This is a genomic window from Campylobacter concisus (assembly GCF_002165815.1).
GTDB lineage: Bacteria > Campylobacterota > Campylobacteria > Campylobacterales > Campylobacteraceae > Campylobacter_A > Campylobacter_A concisus_BH.
Genome location: NZ_NDYN01000004.1, coordinates 66,831 through 83,213 on the forward strand (window position 1 = coordinate 66,831; position 16,383 = coordinate 83,213).

Below are 16,383 nucleotides of genomic sequence, written 5' to 3' on the forward strand. Positions count from 1 at the left end.
GAATGAGAAAGGCTGATTTAGTAGTTGGTGTTCAATGGGGTGATGAGGGCAAAGGCAAGATAGTTGATATGCTAGGACTAAACTATGACATGATTTGTCGCTCTCAAGGTGGCCACAACGCTGGTCATACGATCTGGGTCGATGGCGTAAGATATGCGCTTCACCTTGTCCCAAGCGGAATTTTGCACAAAAATATCGTAAATATCATCGGCAACGGCGTCGTCGTGTGCCCAGAAGTGCTTATCACTGAGATGGCGCAATTTGACAACTTAGAGGGCAGACTTTATATAAGCGACAAAGCACACTTAAATTTAAGTTACAACAGCCAAGTCGATCAAGCAAAAGAGCGCTTAAAAGGTGAAAAAGCGATCGGAACGACTGGTAAAGGCATCGGACCAACATACGCAGACAAGATAAGTAGAAGCGGCCACAGAGTTGGCGAGCTACTTGAGCCAGAGCGCTTGTGCGATGCTTTGATGCACGATTTTGAAACAAATAAACCAGTATTTGACGCTCTTGGCGTAAAGATACCTGAAGAAAATGAGCTACTTGAAGAGCTAAAAAGATATAAAGAAGTTCTTGCTCCATTTATCGCAAACACTACAAATTTAGTTTGGAAAGCGCTTGATGAAGATAAAAAAGTCCTACTTGAAGGCGCTCAGGGCACACTTCTTGACATCGATCACGGCACATATCCTTATGTAACTAGCTCAAATACCATAAGCGCTGGCGCTTGCACAGGCCTTGGACTAAATCCAAAAGAGATAGGCAAGGTAATAGGTGTCATCAAAGCATATACAACTCGCGTAGGACACGGACCTTTCCCAACTGAAGACAAAGGCACAAATGGCGATAAGATGTGCGAGATCGGTAAAGAATTTGGCACAACAACAGGCCGCCGCAGACGTTGTGGTTGGTTTGACGCAGTAAGCGTAAAATACGCTTCAAGGCTTGATGGCGTCGATACCTATGCGCTTATGAAGCTTGACGTGCTTGATGGCTTTGAAGTGGTAAAAATTTGCAAAGCATATCAATATAACGGCGAGACGATAGACTACGTGCCAACAGATCTTGAAAATGCAACGCCTATCTATGAAGAGCTTGCAGGCTGGGATAGCGTAAAGGGCATCAGCAGATATGAAGACTTGCCAGCAAACGCAAGAGCGTATATCGAGCGTATCGAGGAGCTAACTGGCGTGAAGGTCGGCTATATCTCAACAAGCCCTGAAAGAAGCGATACGATCATTAGATGAAAAGTAAATTTACCTCCGTCGTCCGCGTCAAAAAGCAGGAGATGGATAAGGTAGAGGCTAAGCTCGTCGTTGCTAGGCTAAATGTAAGAAATGCTGAAGAAAAAATAGCACTCTTAAAGGCCAAGCTCAACGAATTTAGCCTGCCAAAAAGTGGCAACATAGGCGAGCTAAGAGAAAATTTAGAGCTCATAAATATAGCAAGAGCCGAGCTAAGCGCCTGCAAAGAGAGCTTAGAGATAGCAAAAAAAGAGGTCTTGCACTACGAACACAAATATAAAAATGCAAATTTAGAGTATGAAAAGATGAAATATCTAGAAAAAGAAGAATTTAAAAAAGAGATAAAACGCATACAAAAGGCTGAAGCGCTTGCTCTTGATGAGTTTGCGGTTATGAAATTTGCAGCCAAAAGCGAGGCGTAATGAGAGCTGTTTTACTCTTTTTTATGGTCATAAATTTTGCATTTTGCTTTGAAGTGCCGGTTGATTGCACTCAGATCTTTGAAGCTAGAAAAGAGGAAATTTCAAAGGAACTTGAGGTCATCGACGAGCAGCGCCAAGCCCTAGAGGTCTTTCGAGCAAGCTCAGCTGCAGCTTATGAAGAGAACATCAAAAAGCTCGCCAAAAAAGAGGCTGATCTGAATGCGACGATGAAAGTGATTGAGCAAAAACGCAAAGAGATTGACGAAGTTGTCGCTAAAAATGAGAAAATTTTAAAAGAGCTTCGCACGATGACGACTGATAAAGTCAATGAATCCTACGCCAAAATGAAAGATGGCGCAGCAGCCGAAGTGCTCTCACAAATGCCTAGATCAAACGCGGCCACCATACTTTACGCCCTTGATGCAAAAAAGATATCAACCATCATGGCTAAGATGGATCCAAAGGTTGCCTCTGAAGTGACTGCTCTACTTCAAAAAGGGCCTCCATTTGTAGATGAAAAAGGCGATATGCCCGCTCCAGCTGGAAGCATAAATATGCAGTAAATTTAATTTACTGCCAATCTAAAAAACTAAATTTAACCTATTTGCTTACCAGTCTCTTATTTTTACACCTGCTCTTGTTGGCTTTAGCGTGCAAAAAGATGAGTTTTGGTTTAAAGAGCTTAGTGGTGTTAGTCTAAGCGCAGATGTAGTGATAAATACCAAAAATGAGAGCCATAAATTTAGTGGCGATGTTCTTTTTACACATAGAGGCATAAGTGGTCCAGCGATACTAAATGCCTCACTCTTTTGGCAAAAAGGTCGAATTTGCATAAATTTTTTGCCTAAATTTAGTGAGAAAAATTTAGTAAATGGTAAAAAACAGCTTAGCTCAGTTTTGCCTTTGCCAAAGAGATTTGTACTGGAGTTTTTAAGAAATTTTGGTTTAAAAGATAGAGCGTTTTATGAATTTAATGATGATGAAAAAAATATCATAAAAAGTCTTTTTGCATATCATTTTGCTCCAGCTGGGACATTTGGCTTTGAAAGGGCTGAAGTTACAAAAGGTGGCGTGAAAACTAATTTTTTAGATGAAAATTTAGAGAGCAAAAGCGTAAAAGGGCTTTATTTTGTAGGTGAAGTTTTAGATATCACTGGTATGCTTGGTGGATATAACTTACATCTAGCCTTTGCAAGTGCTCTAAAGGTAGCTAGCGCTTTAAAAAATAGTTAATTAAATAGAAGTGAAATTTAGAGTGACAGATAAAACTGCCACTAAAATTACTATCTCTCGCTTAGATACTCTTGCAAGCTTTTTACTTCAAGCGCTTTGCCAGTTTGAACCGTGCTTAGTGACTTAGCAGCTGCGAGTGCTGCGCGGATAGTTGTGAAGTAAGGGATCTTAAATCTAAGTACATTTTGACGGATCTTTTTGCCATCATCCACACTTGATTTAGTATCGCTTGTGTTTATAACAAGTGCTATGTCGCCATTTTTTAGCCTATCTTCAACGTTTGGTCTACCCTCGCTTATCTTATATACAAACTCAGCCTCCACGCCAGCTTATATTAAGTGCTATGTCTATAAATTCTGGCTCTTTTTCAATGCCTATTTCTACCTAGTAAATTCTAATACAAGCATATTAGTTGGCATATTTTGCTAGCAATTTTTATCTAACACAACAAAAAATGCAGAATTTATTAAAAGCAAGAATTATCTAGATTGATAAAATAGTATCAGAAATTTTTGATATGAAATTATAAATTTTTTTTATCTATCTAAATTTTGTAATAAGTTAAAAACAAAAATTTATGAATAAACTTACGCTTAAAAGGTATCAGACTTAGGAGCCTTAATAAACTTTCACTATTATGCTTCTTTGATAAAGCTGACAGCCTCATGTGGATTTGAAAATATATGTTCGCTAAACTGCCTCAAATCAAACTCTTTACCATATCCACATGTAAGGCCAACACCCGTTATAAGAGCAGCTTTAGCAGCCTTTAGATCCATAATAGTATCGCCAACCATAAACGCATTGTCTTTTTCTTTTTCTAATCTCTTTAAAGCTAAATTTATAGGTTCTGGATCTGGTTTTGGATTAACGACATCATCTCGTCCGACAACCGTTTTTATAAATTTCATAACGCCCAAATGTTCAAGTAAAATGATAGAAAATTTTGATGTCTTTGTCGTAACAACACCAATATCAGCAAACACACTAGCTTCTTTTAAAGCATCCATAGCATGCGGTAAAAGCACAGTCTCATCTAAATAGATCTTCTCGTAGCAAGCTTTATACTCTTTTACATATTCACCTATTAAATTCTTTTTGGCACCGAGTTTTTCAAACATTATTTCAAGCGGATATCCTACTAGAGATTTTAGTGCATCATGATCAGGTTCTTTCTTATCGTGAGCTAAAAATGCCGCATCAAAACCTTTTAAAATAGCAGAAGTAGAGTCTATAAGTGTGCCATCTAAGTCAAAAAGTATAGTTTTTTTCATGATAATCTCCGCAGAAATAAAAAAGGGCTCAGCCGAAGCCAAGCCCTAAAGAAGTAATTTTAAATAATAAAATTATTTATTGAAAGTAGCTTCAACACGTCTGTTTTGAGCGCGACCTTCTTTAGTTTTGTTTGTAGCGATTGGTTTAAGTTCGCCGTAACCAACTGTAGAAATTTTAGCTTTTTCTACGCCGTAACCAGCAAGAACCTCAGCCACTGCTTTTGCTCTTTTTTCAGATAGTTTTTGGTTGTAAGCTTCTGCACCTACGCTATCAGTGTGACCAGCAAGTACAACTTTATAATCTGGGTGTTCGCCCATAAAGTCAGCTACTTTTTTGATCTCAGCTGCATATTTTGGTCCAACTTTGTAGCTATCAAATGCAAAGTTAACATCTAGGTCTCTAAGAACGATAACTTTCTCGCATCCTCTTTCGTCAACAACTACACCAGCTGGAGTGTTAGGGCATTGATCGATATCATTTGGCACGCCATCATTGTCATCATCAAGAACTGGAGCTGGAGCTGCTGCTGGAGCTGCTGCTGGAGCTGCTGCTACAACTGGAGCTGCTTTTGAATCAAGACCGATTCCAAAGCCTAGTGAATAGAATAGGTTGTGATCAGCGTGCTCAAATTTGATAGCGTCTCTTGCCTCTGCTTTAAGAGCAAATCTATCAGTTACTTGGTATCTTAAACCAAGACCATATTGACCAAAACCGCCATCTTCGTTTTTAACAAAAATAGCTGGAACATCTTCATAACCAGCACCGATTAAACCATATAGGCTAACCGGTCCAAAGTCAACGATATTTTTTACAAGGTTAGCGTGGTATCTAAGAGCTCTACCCTCTCTTACAACGTTACCTGTTCTCTCTTTTAGTTTTTGAGAGTAATCAACACCAAGTTCAACTTGATCAAAGAAGAAATCTTCAAGGTTTCTAGCCGCTCTAATACCAACAAAATTGTGGTCTTTTACACGTAGATTTCCTTCTGGATGAACACCACCGATAGTTGGAGTGATCTCATAGTTGTATGCTGCGTTAGACGCAAAAACCGCTGTTGCGGCAACCATAGCTAAAGCAATCGTTTTCATAATAGAATTCCTTTCAAATAGGGATTTTTAATGTTGACTATAATTTTACCTAAATAAAAATAAATCAACTTTAAATTATAACCAAATTCTTAATGTAAATCTGACAATTTACATAACCTAAATTTTGCAAATGCAAAAGCACTTGCAAAAAACCATTAACGTTTAGAGAATTGTGGGCTTCTTCTAGCCTTTCTTCTACCAAATTTCTTACGTTCAACAACACGAGAATCTCTAGTTAGTAAGCCTTTTGGTTTAAGCGCTGCTCTAAAATCAGCATCCATATCAGCTAAAGCACGTGAAATGCCATGCCTTAAAGCCTCAGCTTGTGCTGAATAACCACCACCTAAAGTTGTAGCTACTACGTCTATTAAACTCTCTTGTTTTGTTACTAAAAGTGGTTGAATAACTTTAAGCTTGATAGCCTCGTGACCGCCAAGCCAAGTGTTAAGATCCATACCATTTACTACGATTTTACCGCTTCCAGACTTTATCCAAACCTTTGCTACGGCAGTTTTTCTTTTACCAGTTGCATAAACTTTTGCCATAATTATTTTCCTTCTTTTTTAGCTATTTGTGCCGTATGAGGATGCTCACTGCCAGCATAAACTTTTAGTTTTTTTATCATCTCTCTTCCAAGTTTTGTCTTTGGAAGCATGCCACGAACAGCTAATTTAAATAGTTTTTCTGGCTTATTTGCTATCAAATCGCCAAATTTCTCACTCTTTACGCTGCCAAAATATCCTGAGTGTCTGTGATAAAGTTTATCTTCAGCTTTGTTATTACCAGTAAATTCTACTTTAGAAGCATTTATGATGATAACATAGTCGCCACAATCTACGTTTGGCGTGAAGCATGGTTTGTTTTTGCCACGAAGTATAGTTGCTACCTCAGTTAGCAATCTACCAAAGCGCTTACCAGCTGCATCAACTACGATCCAGTCTCGCTTAACTTCGTTTGGCTTTGTTATTTTTGTCATTTTCTTACCTTTGCCAAGTTAATTTTTGAGTTGTGATTGTATTTAAACAATGCTTTGACAAAGCTTAAATTAAGTAGCGTTTAAACTTCAATATATGAAATTTTGCCTTCAAGTGCATAGAAAATGACGGCGATTATACTATGTTTTTCATAAAATTTAGCGAGCGCATCTTTATACTCTTTTACCTGTTTTTTGTTCTCTTCTATATTTTTATCTGTCGTTTTATAATCAATCACACAAATTTCACGCTCATTAAAGCAAAAAAGGTCCATCTGTTTTAGCTCATTTTTTACTTTAAATGGCTGTTCTTTATAAATTTCTTTACCCTTTATGCACTCTATAAATTTTGGCTCTCTTATAAGCATTTTTGCCCTAGAAAAGGCATCTTCAAGTGCCTCAAGTGGTAAAAATTTATGAAATTTATTTAGCATCAAATTTTTAGCTTTTTCTAGTGAAATTTCATCAAATTTCTCGCTCATCTCAAGCAGATAGTGAAACGCCAGACCAAAATATATCGCACTTAAATTTTTACCACTCGTCTTTTGCTCTTTTGCCTCTACCTCTTGCCTCTCTATCTTTAAAATTTCAGGCATTTTTTCATCTTTTTTTAGCTCTTTTTGCTCAGTTTTGCTAGGTAAAATTTTGCCAAAGCTAAACTCTTTTAGATCAAGATAGTCGTTTGCTTCGCTCTTGTCGCTTCTTGTGTAAAACGAGAAAAAGCTTGGGCTATTTCCGCTTGGGACGGCTTGTTTGATGATGATGAGCGACTTTGTTGCCCTCGTGAAAGCGACGTAAATTTTATTGATATTTTCTTGATTTTCAAGCTCTTTCATCTGCTCTAAAACGCTTGCGTAGTCGCTATCAAAATTTTCTCTACCTGAAATTTTACTCTTTACGATCCACTCGCCCTTTTCGCTGTATTCGGTTATGAAATTTGAGTCATCGCCCCTGCCCTTACCCATCATGTCGCAAACTATGACGTGAGCAAATTCAAGCCCCTTTGACTTATGCACGGTCATCACTCTCACGCCGTCGCTGCTTTTTGGGCTGATTTTAGAGCTAAAGTTTTCAAGGTTAAATATAAAATCACTTAAATTTTTATACCCCGCGCTTAGCTCAAACAGTCTCAAGATATCAACGTCTGCCATGTTTATGCCTAAATTTTTAGCTAGGTAAAATAGGCTATTTGTCGCGCTCACCTCTGGCTTTATATTTAGTTTTTTGACATTTGCATTTACTAGCGCTTTTACATTTTTTTCATAAATTTCTTCTTTAAATAGGCAAAATTTCGCATATTCGATGATCGCTGCAACAAGTGGCGTTCTTTTTAGCTCCAAAGTGCCTTCATTGACGCTTTTTATCCCTGCGCTACTAAGCACTTCTGAGATGAGGCTAATGTCGCTATTTTTCCAGCAAAGCACGGTTATATCGCTTGCATTTACGCCAGCTTTTAAAAGCTCACTTGCTTGCGAAACGACCGCACCTGCGATATCTTCATCGCTTAGAACACGCAAGTAGCCGTAGTCATCTTTTTCTACTTCAAAATACGCACACTCGCCACTTACCTCGTAGCTTAGCGTCTCATCTTTTTTAGCTGGCTCTTGTGGCTCAAAGCTAAGCCCATATCTATGATAAATTTCTTCAAAAACGGCGTTATTAAATTTTACCAAAGCCTTTAAACTGCGGTAGTTACTTGGTAAATTTTCTATATCTATCTGACTAAAATCATCTCCAAGCTTGTCAAAAAGCTCCTTTTTGCCACCCCTAAATTTATAGATGCTCTGCTTCGTGTCGCCCACGTAAAAGAAGCTTCCAAGCCCGTTTTGTCCGTATCCAGAGACGATTTCAGCGATGAGCGGCAAGATGATCTCATACTGGATCACGTTTGTATCTTGAAACTCATCAACTAAGAGGTGATTTATCCTGCCATCAAGCCTAAAATAAAGCGCCTCTTTATCCAAATTTTGCACCAAAAGCTTAAAAACCAGCTTGTTTATATCAGCAAAACTTAGCGCATTTATCTCTTTGTTTAGCTCTAAATTTGACGCCTTATAAAGCTTTAATAGCTTGCTAAAGCCACTTAGCCTATACCTTTCGACCTCTAAAATGTAGTTTTTTGCTGCCTCTTTTAGCTCAAAAAAGAGCCTATCAAGCTCTGGGGTGTAAATTTTGCTAAAAGTGCGGTAATCTAGGCTTTCTCTAGCAAAAACTTTACTTTTAAATAGCTCAAATAAATTCTGCTCGCCAAATGTCTTTTTAGCCACATCGCTAGCGCCATTTTGCAAGCCTATATACTCATTTATCGCCATTTGCGCTGCCCTTACCTTGCTATCATCTGGATAGCTTGCGCCACTATCTTTTAGCTCGCCACCAAAGCTCTCATAAAATTTCGCCAAAGTCTGCGAAAAGCTAGCCTCCTTTTGGCTTGAAATGATCATCATTAAGGCAAGCTCGCTAAGAAGCTTTTTATCTTTGCTCGCCTCTTTTACAAATTTTTTCCACGCCAGATCTTGCAAGCTATCTTGCACGCTGTAATCAGGGCTAATGCCTAAATTTTGGCTAAATTTTTTCAAAATCCCAGAGAAAAACGCATCAAATGTATAAATTTTTAGCTCACTTTGCAAAAACACGCTAAGCCTCTCATCTCGCCTTTTTATCGCCTCATCTTGGCTTATATAAAGCTCCGCGCACACCGCTTCAAGCTCACCTTTTTTGTTTTGCAAGTCCAAAAAAGTTGCGATTATGCGCTCTTTCATCTCGTTTGCTGCCTTTTTTGTAAAAGTTAGAGCGACGATCTCGTTTATATTTTCGCCTCGAAGCACCAAAGCGATGTAGCGAACGCTTAGTGCAAAGGTCTTACCGCTTCCAGCACTTGCTTTTAGGGCTAAAAAATTTTTCATAACTCTCTCCTACAAAGTGTGACGTATTCGCAAAATGCGCAAGCACTGCTCTTTCTTTCAAAATTTATCTTGGTTTTGTTTATGGTTTTTAGCTTTTCTATCTCGCCGCCTAGATCATCTACACTTTTTTTGGGGCATAGTAAGCTAGGCTCGTTTTTTAGGGCATAGTAGGCACTTCGCACCTCTCCGCCGTAAAGTGCTTCATAAAAGGCAAGCTGGAGCGAATTTACATTTGCCTCGCCCGTTTTGTAATCAAGTATAAGCACGTCGCCGTTTGCGCCAACGTCGATCCTATCGATAAATCCCTTTATCTGCACGCCACAAAACTCGCTTTGCATCTCTTTTTCGCACTCAAGCACTCTAAAACCAGCCCTTAAACGCTCGTTTTCGTAAATTTCATACTCTTTAAATTTATGCGCCCAAATTTCAAACTCAAGTGGCGTAAGATTTTGCTTTGCTAGCATCTCTTTAAAAACGGCTAGATCAAAGGTGTTATTTTGCTTATAAAATTCACTCGTATAGTATTCAAAAAGTGCGCTATGAACGCTATTTCCTTGCTTTGTGCCAAGTTCACTTGCAATAGCTTTTGCCGCATCTATGTGAGCTATCTTTGTGTAGTAGTATTTCCTTGGGCAGGTTAGAAATAAATTTAGCGTCGAAAACGAAAGTGGGTTTGCGAAGAAATCATGTTCTAAAATAACCTCATCGTCACTTAAATTTAAGCTCGCAACTCCTTTTAAAAATAGCTTCAAATAGGCCTCATCGCTAAATTTTTCATCTTTTATCGTTTTGAAATTTTTTAAAAATCTTGAAGGTATGCTCTCTTCATTTACGCAGCAGCTTATCGCCACTTTTTTGGCGTTATTTATGAGGCTTTCGTAGTAAAATCTCTGCAAATTCTCGCGCTCAATATAGCTTATAAGCCCCGCTTTTTGCCTCACTTTTGAGTTTAAAAACATCTCGTTTGCGCTTCTTGCTGGGATGAAGTTGTCGTTAAAATCAACTATGATAACGCCATCAAATTTCATCCCGCGGCTCTCTAACATGCCCATGACGCTGATTTTTCCGCCACCCACATCATCGATGCTTAGGCGTGAGATATTTAGCAAGAAAATTTCACTTAGCTGTTTTAGGCTAAAGCTAAAATACCTGCATAAATTCTCCATCCTAAAAAGCTCAAGTGCGAGCTTCTCTTCGCACCTTGGCTCATTTTCAAGCACCAAAAGCTCATCTATTAGCTCTTTAAATTTGCCAAATTCACATGGCTCAAAATAACTAGCCTTAAATTTCTCAAAAAGCTGCTCACTCACGCCAAATTCGCTTAAAATAAAGCCAAGCTCCTCGTAGCTCTCACACTTACTTTGATCAAAAACTGGGCTTGCCTCTTCATTGATCGCTCTTGTGATGTAGTAAAGCGCTTCGTAAAATTTTGTATTTTTAAAGCTCTCACCCATGGCGTAGTTAAAAATTTTAGCGCTATCATGAAGCCTTAAAATCTCGCTAAAGCCCTCATCTGGCAATATGACTGCGATGTTTTCAGGCTTTATGCCCTCACGCACAAACTCGCTCACCTTGGCCATGGCATAGGCGCACTGCAGGCTTCTTGTGGCGAAATTTCTTACTAAAACTGGCTCAAATTTTGTGATATTTTCTAAGCAAGTTAGCTCGTTTGTGTTTAAATTTAGCTCATATTTTTTATAGTTTTCAAGCTCATTAATGGCTGAAATTTGCCTTATCTTATCGATTAGTTTTTTGTTAAAAACGCTAGTTTGAAAGATAATTTTTAGCGTGGTTAGTTTTGAAATTTTTTCTAAAATTTCCCACTCAAACTCGCTTAAAATGCCATCAATGTGCAGTGAAATTTCACTAAAACTTCTTATGTAAGCTTCGTTTATAGAGTAAATTTTTGGCAAGGTTATATCATCATAAAGATATTCTTTATCAAGCAAGCTCTCATACTCTTTTAAAACCACTTCAAGTATGCTTAAATGCTCCTCAAAATCAGCATAAATGTCGTTAAATTTTATCTCTTCAATGCTCTTTTTGCTGATGGCAAGCTCTTTAAAAAATGAAAAAAGATAGTCGTTATTTTTCAAAAACTCAAAAAACTCAGTTGGGATTTTAAGCACCAAGTTTGCCTCTTTGACGCTGGCACAGGCTCTGTTCATAAGCACTAAAGCGTAGGTACTATCGCACTCAAAGCGGCCATTTACAAAAACAGCCTTTTTGTAAAACTCAGCGATGCTTAGGCTTTTTGGGATTAGCTCGTCATTAAAACCAGCGTTAAATTCCCTGATCTTACGCGAGTTTGTAAAGACGAAAAGTTGATTTAGATTGCGCATTTTTCTCTCTTAAATTTTTAAAAAATGATAGCCAAAAGCTGATAAAAGAGCGCTTTTTCTCACTTAAGCTAAGCTTTGAAAATTTTTCTAAATTCATTAAAAATTTAAGCCTTAAAGTGCTGGGGGCTACAATTTCAAAAAGGAGCAAAAATGCATAAAGAGTTAAACAGATCTGGCTTTTACTACGGCTTTCCAGTTTTGCTTGCCACCACAAAAGATCAAAAAGGGCGAGATGATATCACCGTGCTTTCATCCTCTTGGACGCTAGGAGATAGCGTGGTGCTTGGCATCGGAGTTGATAACAAAGGCTATAAAAATATCCAAAATGGCTCAGATATCACGCTAAATTTATGTGATGAGAGCTTGCTTGAAGCTATAAAAAAGATAGAAAAACTAACAGGCGACGAGGAGGTGCCAGAGGAGAAAAGAGCCCTTGGATACAGCTACGAAAGTGATAAATTTAAGGTGGCAAATTTGCACAAAGAGCCAGGCATAAAGGCAAAAAGCGTGCGCATAAAAGAGTGCAAGATACAGATAGAAACGATCGTAGAAAAGTGCGAGATAAAGGAGTGGTTTTGCATAGTCACTTGTAAGATAGTTGGCATCTTTGTGGATGAAAATTTGTTAAAAGATGAAAAGATAGATACGCAAAAATACTCGCCTCTAATCTATAAATTTAAAGAGTACGTTAAAACTGGCAAGCGTTTGGGCTTAAATTTTGGCTTTAAAGAGGTTTGAACTGGCGTTTTGGCTGGCTAGAAAGCGAAAATTTAAATTTGATTTTGACCTTGGCTAAAAACTTTTGGATGCAAATTTAGCCCTGCTATCAAGTCTCAAAAGCTCGACGCAAACAGCCTTTGCACGCTTACATATATCTAAAATTTCATTCATTTTCGCTCCTTAATCTATAAAAACCGTGCGCAAGCGTCCCGCTCCCGCAAGCGCGGCATGGCAAATTTTAGCGACGCGTCTACTAAATTTACCTTTAAATTTGACTTGATTATAGTCAAATTCGCCCGAATTTTATGCGAGCGTAAAAATACGTTATAATCGCCAAAATTTATAAAAAGGAAGCAAAATGGGCGGAATAAAAGAGTTTTTAAAACACGAAGCCAGCGGCGGGATTTTGCTGATGATCGCTACGGTCGCGGCGCTACTGTGTCAAAATACGTTTTTGAGCGATTTTTACAATGAATTTTTAAATACCAAATTTACCATGAGCTTCGGCGAATACGGACTAAGCAAACCCCTGATCTTGTGGGTGAACGACGGGTTGATGGCGGTATTTTTCTTTCTCATCGGACTTGAGCTAAAGCGCGAGGTGCTGGAGGGCGAGCTAAAAAACCCGTCGCAAATCGCGCTGCCAGCGATCGGCGCGGCAGGCGGCCTGATAGTGCCCGCGGTTATCTTCTATCTTTTTACGAAGCACGACTCCTTCGCGCTTGGCGGCTGGGCGATACCGACGGCGACGGATATCGCGTTTGCTCTGGGGATTTTGAGCCTACTCGGGCCTCGCGTACCGACTAGTTTAAAAATTTTCCTCATGACGCTAGCGATCGTCGACGACCTTTGCGCGAGCGTTTGTCTAGCCGCGCTTTTTGTGCTAAACAGACTCGGCGTAAAGAGCAAGGCGGCGTATCTGATCGTAGGCGCGGTGATGTGGGTAGCGGTGCTAAAATCAGGCGTTCACGCCACGCTTGCCGGCGTCGTGGCGGCCTTTTTCATACCGCTTAGCTTTAAAGACGAGCCGGGCAAATCTATGCTAAAAAGCATCGAGCACGACCTGCACGGCTGGGTAGCGTTTGGCGTGCTGCCGATATTTGCCTTCGTAAACGCAGGCATCTCACTGCGAGGCGTCGGACTGGACGAGATTTTGTCTCCGGTCGCGCTAGGCACGGCGCTGGGGCTTTTCGTCGGCAAGCAAATCGGAGTATTTGGATTTAGCTTTTTAGCGATCAAATTTAAGCTAGCCAAGCTGCCCGAGGGGTCAAATTTCATCCAGCTTTACGGCATCGCCGTGCTTTGCGGCGTAGGATTTACGATGAGCCTTTTCATTAACGGCCTAGCCTACAACGACACGGACGCCTTTGCCTACACCGACAAGCTCGCTATCTTGCTAGGTTCGGTAGTTTCGGGTGCCGCGGGGTTTATATTGCTTAAATTTAGCGCCAAAAACTAAAGCGCGCGCATAAAAGAGTGCAAGATACAGATAAAGTGCGAGATAAAGGAGTGGTTTTGTATCGTCACTTGCAGGATAGTTGGCATATTTGTGAATGAAAATTTGTTAAAAGATGAAAAGCTAGATACTAAAAAATACTCGCCTCTAATCTATAAATTTAAAGAGTATGTTACAACTGGCAAGCGTTTGGGATTAAATTTTGGTTTTAAAGAGGTTTGATCTGGCGTTTTGGCTGGCTAGAAAGCGAAAATTTAAATTTGATTTTGACCTTGGCTAAAAACTTTTGGATGCAAATTTAGCCTATCTTGTAGCGTTAAAATCAAATTTATAATATCTCGTATCTTGCTTGTCACTTAGCCTTAAAAGTAGCTGCCACCTGCCCTCTTTTAGGCCAACACTCTCGCTTATAAGCTCATTTTCTTGCCATGAGGCGTTTAATGTTTTGTTGTCTTTGTTTGTTTGTGGGCGAGTTAGTAAAATTTCATAGCTAAGGCTTGAAATCTCGCCACTTTTTGGCGTTAGAAGAAATTTAAACTTACCCTGCAAACCTTTAAATTCTGGCTCAAATTTAAGACCAAATTTCTCATCAAATCTAGCCTCGCTCTCTTTTATAAATGTGATGTTTTCATCGACGCTTTGATGACTTTGCATATAAGCGCTATCTATCTCGACTGGGTTGTTGATCGCAACAACGATGGTTGCGGCACAAGCCAAGATGATAGCGACTATGCTAAGCACGATGCCGTAAGGCCAAAAGCTCTTTTTAGCCATTTTTTACCTTTTTATAAAAGATGATGAGCACGAAAAATGCTATCAAGCCGTAGATGAAAATTCGCAAGAAATTTAAAGTTGTCTTATTCGAGCTACCGATGCCGCTTTCTAGCTTTAAATTTAAGCTCTCAGCGATCTGCTCGGCGATATCAGCGTAGCCGTTTAAGATAGCGGCGTTATAGACATCTTTGCCGTTTTTTGAGACCAAAATGGGGATAATGGTGCCTGATTCTGGATTTACACTTAGAATTTGCTCTTTGCTAAAGAGCTTTGAAGTGTTTGTATCGCTAAAAATTTCAACCTTTTGTTTATCTTTTATGAGTGCTAAAAATACAAAAGGCGAGCTCAAATTTTGCTCTTTAAAAAGCTCGCTTAGCTCGCCATCTTTATATGCACCAACTACTAAATTTATGCCGCTTTTTTGATAAAGCTCGCTGCCGATCTCATTTAGCTTTTGACTCACTTTTTGGCTTAAAATTCCATCATCATTGATAACAAAATTTGCACCCCAAGCCAAATTTTGCCAGAGCAAAATGATAAAAATGAGTGCAAATTTCTTCAAATTTAACCTACAAATAGGTGATTTGGCGTAAGTACTGACCAGGCACAAATGGCGCCTGCGACGACTATTAGCAGGATAATGGCTTTTTCTATTATGCCTAGCATCGCTACTCCTTTACAATGACGTGTTTAGCGTTATCTACGCTCTTCATCTCGATGCTAGCTGCATCTTTTAGTGAGTAAGGCTTGGTTGCGACCTCTTTTTGCAAGCCGATGCCAACGTATGTAAGCACCGCTAGGATAGAGAGCAAAAGCACCACCGCTATTAAAAATCCGCTAATGCCGTTTAAGGCAAAGATGTTTCTATTTTTATTTTCCATTATTCGCCCTTTGATAGCGATATGACGTACTCGCCAACTGCGCTTTGCTGTATCTCGTTTAGCCTGCCATCATTAAATTTAGGCATAGTGCCGATCGCTCCTTTTTTGCCACGATTTAGCACGTCAGCTACAAAACTAGCCGAGCCATATTTGCTAAGATCAACCGACATGCCATCCATACCCTTGCCATCTTCGCCGTGGCACGACGCACATGCAGCATAAAGCTCTTTGCCAGTGGCTACTAAATTTTCATTTTTAGTGCTTTTTATCGCGCTTATCTCTTTAGCCACGTATGCTGCGATCGCCTTAGCGCCATCAGCGTCAGCTAAGCCTGCTGGCATCTCACCCATAGGGTAATCAAGCCCTTTTGAGCCATTTAGTATAGTCTCAACTATGCCTTTTTCGCTGCCCCAAATTTGTAAATTTGCAGCCTTGCCACCTATGCCATCGCCTGTGATGCCGTGACATGCTGAGCACTGCACGAGATAGATGCTCTCGCCCATAGCGTGAAGCGTCTCTTTGCTTGGATTTGCATACTCTTTTTCAAATTTAGCGTTTGCCTCTTTGACCTCTTTGTTGTACTCGCCGATTTGCGAGTAAGAATTTAGTGGGTAGCCCAGCAAATAGTACCAAACCGCCCAAACTAGCGCTAGTAAAAAGACGACCGCCCAGCCAAGTGGGACAGGGTTTTTGTACTCACCTATGCCGTCCCAGTTGTGCTCGCTAAGCTCAACGCTCTCATCTTTTTTAACCTTCATCTGCCCCACATACCTACCAGCTACAACGATGGTAAGCACGATGATTAGAGCCGCTCCTATAAGAGCTAGTAAATTTACATTATCTTCTAAATTTAGCCATTGCATACGCTCTCCTTTGTAGCCTTACGCTCTAAAATTTCGCCACCGATCTCATCGTTAAGCGCTAGTTTTGAGTACTTCTCATAGTTTCTTCTACCAGTTTTTTCGCTCTTATAAAGATGAAAAAAGTAGGCATACAAAGTGATCGCCAAAAATGCTGTCAAGAAAAAATAGCCATAAGCTTGAAACTCTCTAATGTTCTCCATCTT

Annotated in this window: 18 protein-coding genes and 1 pseudogene; 7 read left to right on the top strand and 12 right to left on the bottom strand. The window is 39.6% G+C overall.

Annotated elements, in window-relative coordinates; translation table 11 throughout:
- The first annotated feature begins 2 nt into the window (after nucleotides 1-2).
- Genes B9N65_RS04320 through B9N65_RS04335 form a run of 4 tightly spaced genes read left to right on the top strand, consistent with a single transcriptional unit; the run spans nucleotide 3 to nucleotide 2,905 of the window.
- Complete coding sequence (locus B9N65_RS04320) at nucleotides 3-1,253, top strand: adenylosuccinate synthase (RefSeq protein WP_087582948.1); 1,251 nt, start codon at nucleotides 3-5, stop codon at nucleotides 1,251-1,253.
- Complete coding sequence (locus B9N65_RS04325) at nucleotides 1,250-1,672, top strand: flagellar export protein FliJ (protein ID WP_087582949.1); 423 nt, start codon at nucleotides 1,250-1,252, stop codon at nucleotides 1,670-1,672. The genes B9N65_RS04320 and B9N65_RS04325 overlap by 4 nt, the downstream gene beginning before the upstream one ends.
- Complete coding sequence (locus tag B9N65_RS04330; protein ID WP_087582950.1) at nucleotides 1,672-2,235, top strand: MotE family protein; 564 nt, start codon at nucleotides 1,672-1,674, stop codon at nucleotides 2,233-2,235. The genes B9N65_RS04325 and B9N65_RS04330 overlap by 1 nt, the downstream gene beginning before the upstream one ends.
- A gap of 58 nt (nucleotides 2,236-2,293) precedes the next feature.
- Nucleotides 2,294-2,905, top strand: coding sequence for an NAD(P)/FAD-dependent oxidoreductase (locus B9N65_RS04335; RefSeq protein WP_087582951.1), 612 nt, complete (start codon nucleotides 2,294-2,296; stop codon nucleotides 2,903-2,905).
- Nucleotides 2,906-2,955: 50 nt separating this feature from the next.
- On the opposite strand, the pseudogene B9N65_RS04340 reads toward B9N65_RS04335, so the two are convergent.
- The 7 genes and pseudogenes from B9N65_RS04340 to B9N65_RS04370 form a co-directional block, all read right to left on the bottom strand.
- A pseudogene (locus B9N65_RS04340) lies at nucleotides 2,956-3,234 on the bottom strand (hypothetical protein); the annotation flags it as partial.
- A gap of 306 nt (nucleotides 3,235-3,540) precedes the next feature.
- A complete protein-coding gene (locus B9N65_RS04345; protein ID WP_087582952.1) occupies nucleotides 3,541-4,179 on the bottom strand; it encodes an HAD family hydrolase in 639 nt (212 codons plus the stop codon).
- A 72-nt stretch (nucleotides 4,180-4,251) separates the two neighbouring features.
- Nucleotides 4,252-5,268, bottom strand: a complete 1,017-nt coding sequence (locus tag B9N65_RS04350) for an OmpA family protein (RefSeq protein ID WP_087582953.1) — start codon at nucleotides 5,266-5,268, stop codon at nucleotides 4,252-4,254.
- A 155-nt stretch (nucleotides 5,269-5,423) separates the two neighbouring features.
- On the bottom strand, nucleotides 5,424-5,813 hold the full coding sequence (gene rpsI, locus B9N65_RS04355; RefSeq protein WP_002939337.1) for a 30S ribosomal protein S9: 390 nt from the start codon (nucleotides 5,811-5,813) through the stop codon (nucleotides 5,424-5,426).
- Between the two features lie 2 nt (nucleotides 5,814-5,815).
- Nucleotides 5,816-6,244: a 50S ribosomal protein L13 gene (rplM, locus tag B9N65_RS04360; RefSeq protein ID WP_002939292.1), complete on the bottom strand. Its 429-nt coding sequence runs from the start codon at nucleotides 6,242-6,244 to the stop codon at nucleotides 5,816-5,818.
- An 80-nt stretch (nucleotides 6,245-6,324) separates the two neighbouring features.
- The gene (locus B9N65_RS04365) at nucleotides 6,325-9,144 is read right to left on the bottom strand and encodes a RecB-like helicase (RefSeq protein ID WP_087582954.1); all 2,820 of its coding nucleotides are present in this window, start codon (nucleotides 9,142-9,144) and stop codon (nucleotides 6,325-6,327) included.
- A complete protein-coding gene (locus tag B9N65_RS04370) occupies nucleotides 9,141-11,486 on the bottom strand; it encodes a PD-(D/E)XK nuclease family protein (RefSeq protein ID WP_087582955.1) in 2,346 nt (781 codons plus the stop codon). Before B9N65_RS04370 ends, B9N65_RS04365 begins: the two co-directional genes overlap by 4 nt.
- Before the next feature lie 150 nt (nucleotides 11,487-11,636).
- On the opposite strand from B9N65_RS04370, the gene B9N65_RS04375 reads away from it, so the two are divergent.
- The 3 genes from B9N65_RS04375 (at nucleotide 11,637) to B9N65_RS11235 (ending at nucleotide 13,884) form a co-directional block, all read left to right on the top strand.
- Entirely contained in the window at nucleotides 11,637-12,224 is a 588-nt protein-coding gene (locus B9N65_RS04375) for a flavin reductase (RefSeq protein ID WP_087582956.1), read from the top strand.
- A gap of 340 nt (nucleotides 12,225-12,564) precedes the next feature.
- Nucleotides 12,565-13,665 (top strand): Na+/H+ antiporter NhaA, encoded by a 1,101-nt coding sequence (locus B9N65_RS04385; protein WP_087582957.1) that lies wholly within the window; start codon nucleotides 12,565-12,567, stop codon nucleotides 13,663-13,665.
- 90 nt (nucleotides 13,666-13,755) lie between these two features.
- Nucleotides 13,756-13,884 (top strand): hypothetical protein, encoded by a 129-nt coding sequence (locus B9N65_RS11235; protein ID WP_257640028.1) that lies wholly within the window; start codon nucleotides 13,756-13,758, stop codon nucleotides 13,882-13,884.
- A gap of 81 nt (nucleotides 13,885-13,965) precedes the next feature.
- On the opposite strand, the gene B9N65_RS04390 is transcribed toward B9N65_RS11235, so the two are convergent.
- From B9N65_RS04390 to B9N65_RS04410, 5 genes are all read right to left on the bottom strand, one after another.
- Nucleotides 13,966-14,436 (bottom strand): FixH family protein, encoded by a 471-nt coding sequence (locus B9N65_RS04390; RefSeq protein WP_087582958.1) that lies wholly within the window; start codon nucleotides 14,434-14,436, stop codon nucleotides 13,966-13,968.
- Nucleotides 14,429-14,998, bottom strand: a complete 570-nt coding sequence (locus tag B9N65_RS04395) for a hypothetical protein (protein ID WP_087582959.1) — start codon at nucleotides 14,996-14,998, stop codon at nucleotides 14,429-14,431. Before B9N65_RS04395 ends, B9N65_RS04390 begins: the two co-directional genes overlap by 8 nt.
- Before the next feature lie 106 nt (nucleotides 14,999-15,104).
- On the bottom strand, nucleotides 15,105-15,317 hold the full coding sequence (locus B9N65_RS04400) for a DUF4006 family protein (protein WP_021084770.1): 213 nt from the start codon (nucleotides 15,315-15,317) through the stop codon (nucleotides 15,105-15,107).
- Complete coding sequence (locus B9N65_RS04405; protein WP_087582960.1) at nucleotides 15,317-16,180, bottom strand: cbb3-type cytochrome c oxidase N-terminal domain-containing protein; 864 nt, start codon at nucleotides 16,178-16,180, stop codon at nucleotides 15,317-15,319. Before B9N65_RS04405 ends, B9N65_RS04400 begins: the two co-directional genes overlap by 1 nt.
- The gene (locus B9N65_RS04410; RefSeq protein WP_002939259.1) at nucleotides 16,168-16,380 is read right to left on the bottom strand and encodes a cytochrome c oxidase, cbb3-type, CcoQ subunit; all 213 of its coding nucleotides are present in this window, start codon (nucleotides 16,378-16,380) and stop codon (nucleotides 16,168-16,170) included. The genes B9N65_RS04405 and B9N65_RS04410 overlap by 13 nt, the downstream gene beginning before the upstream one ends.
- Nucleotides 16,381-16,383: the final 3 nt, after the last annotated feature.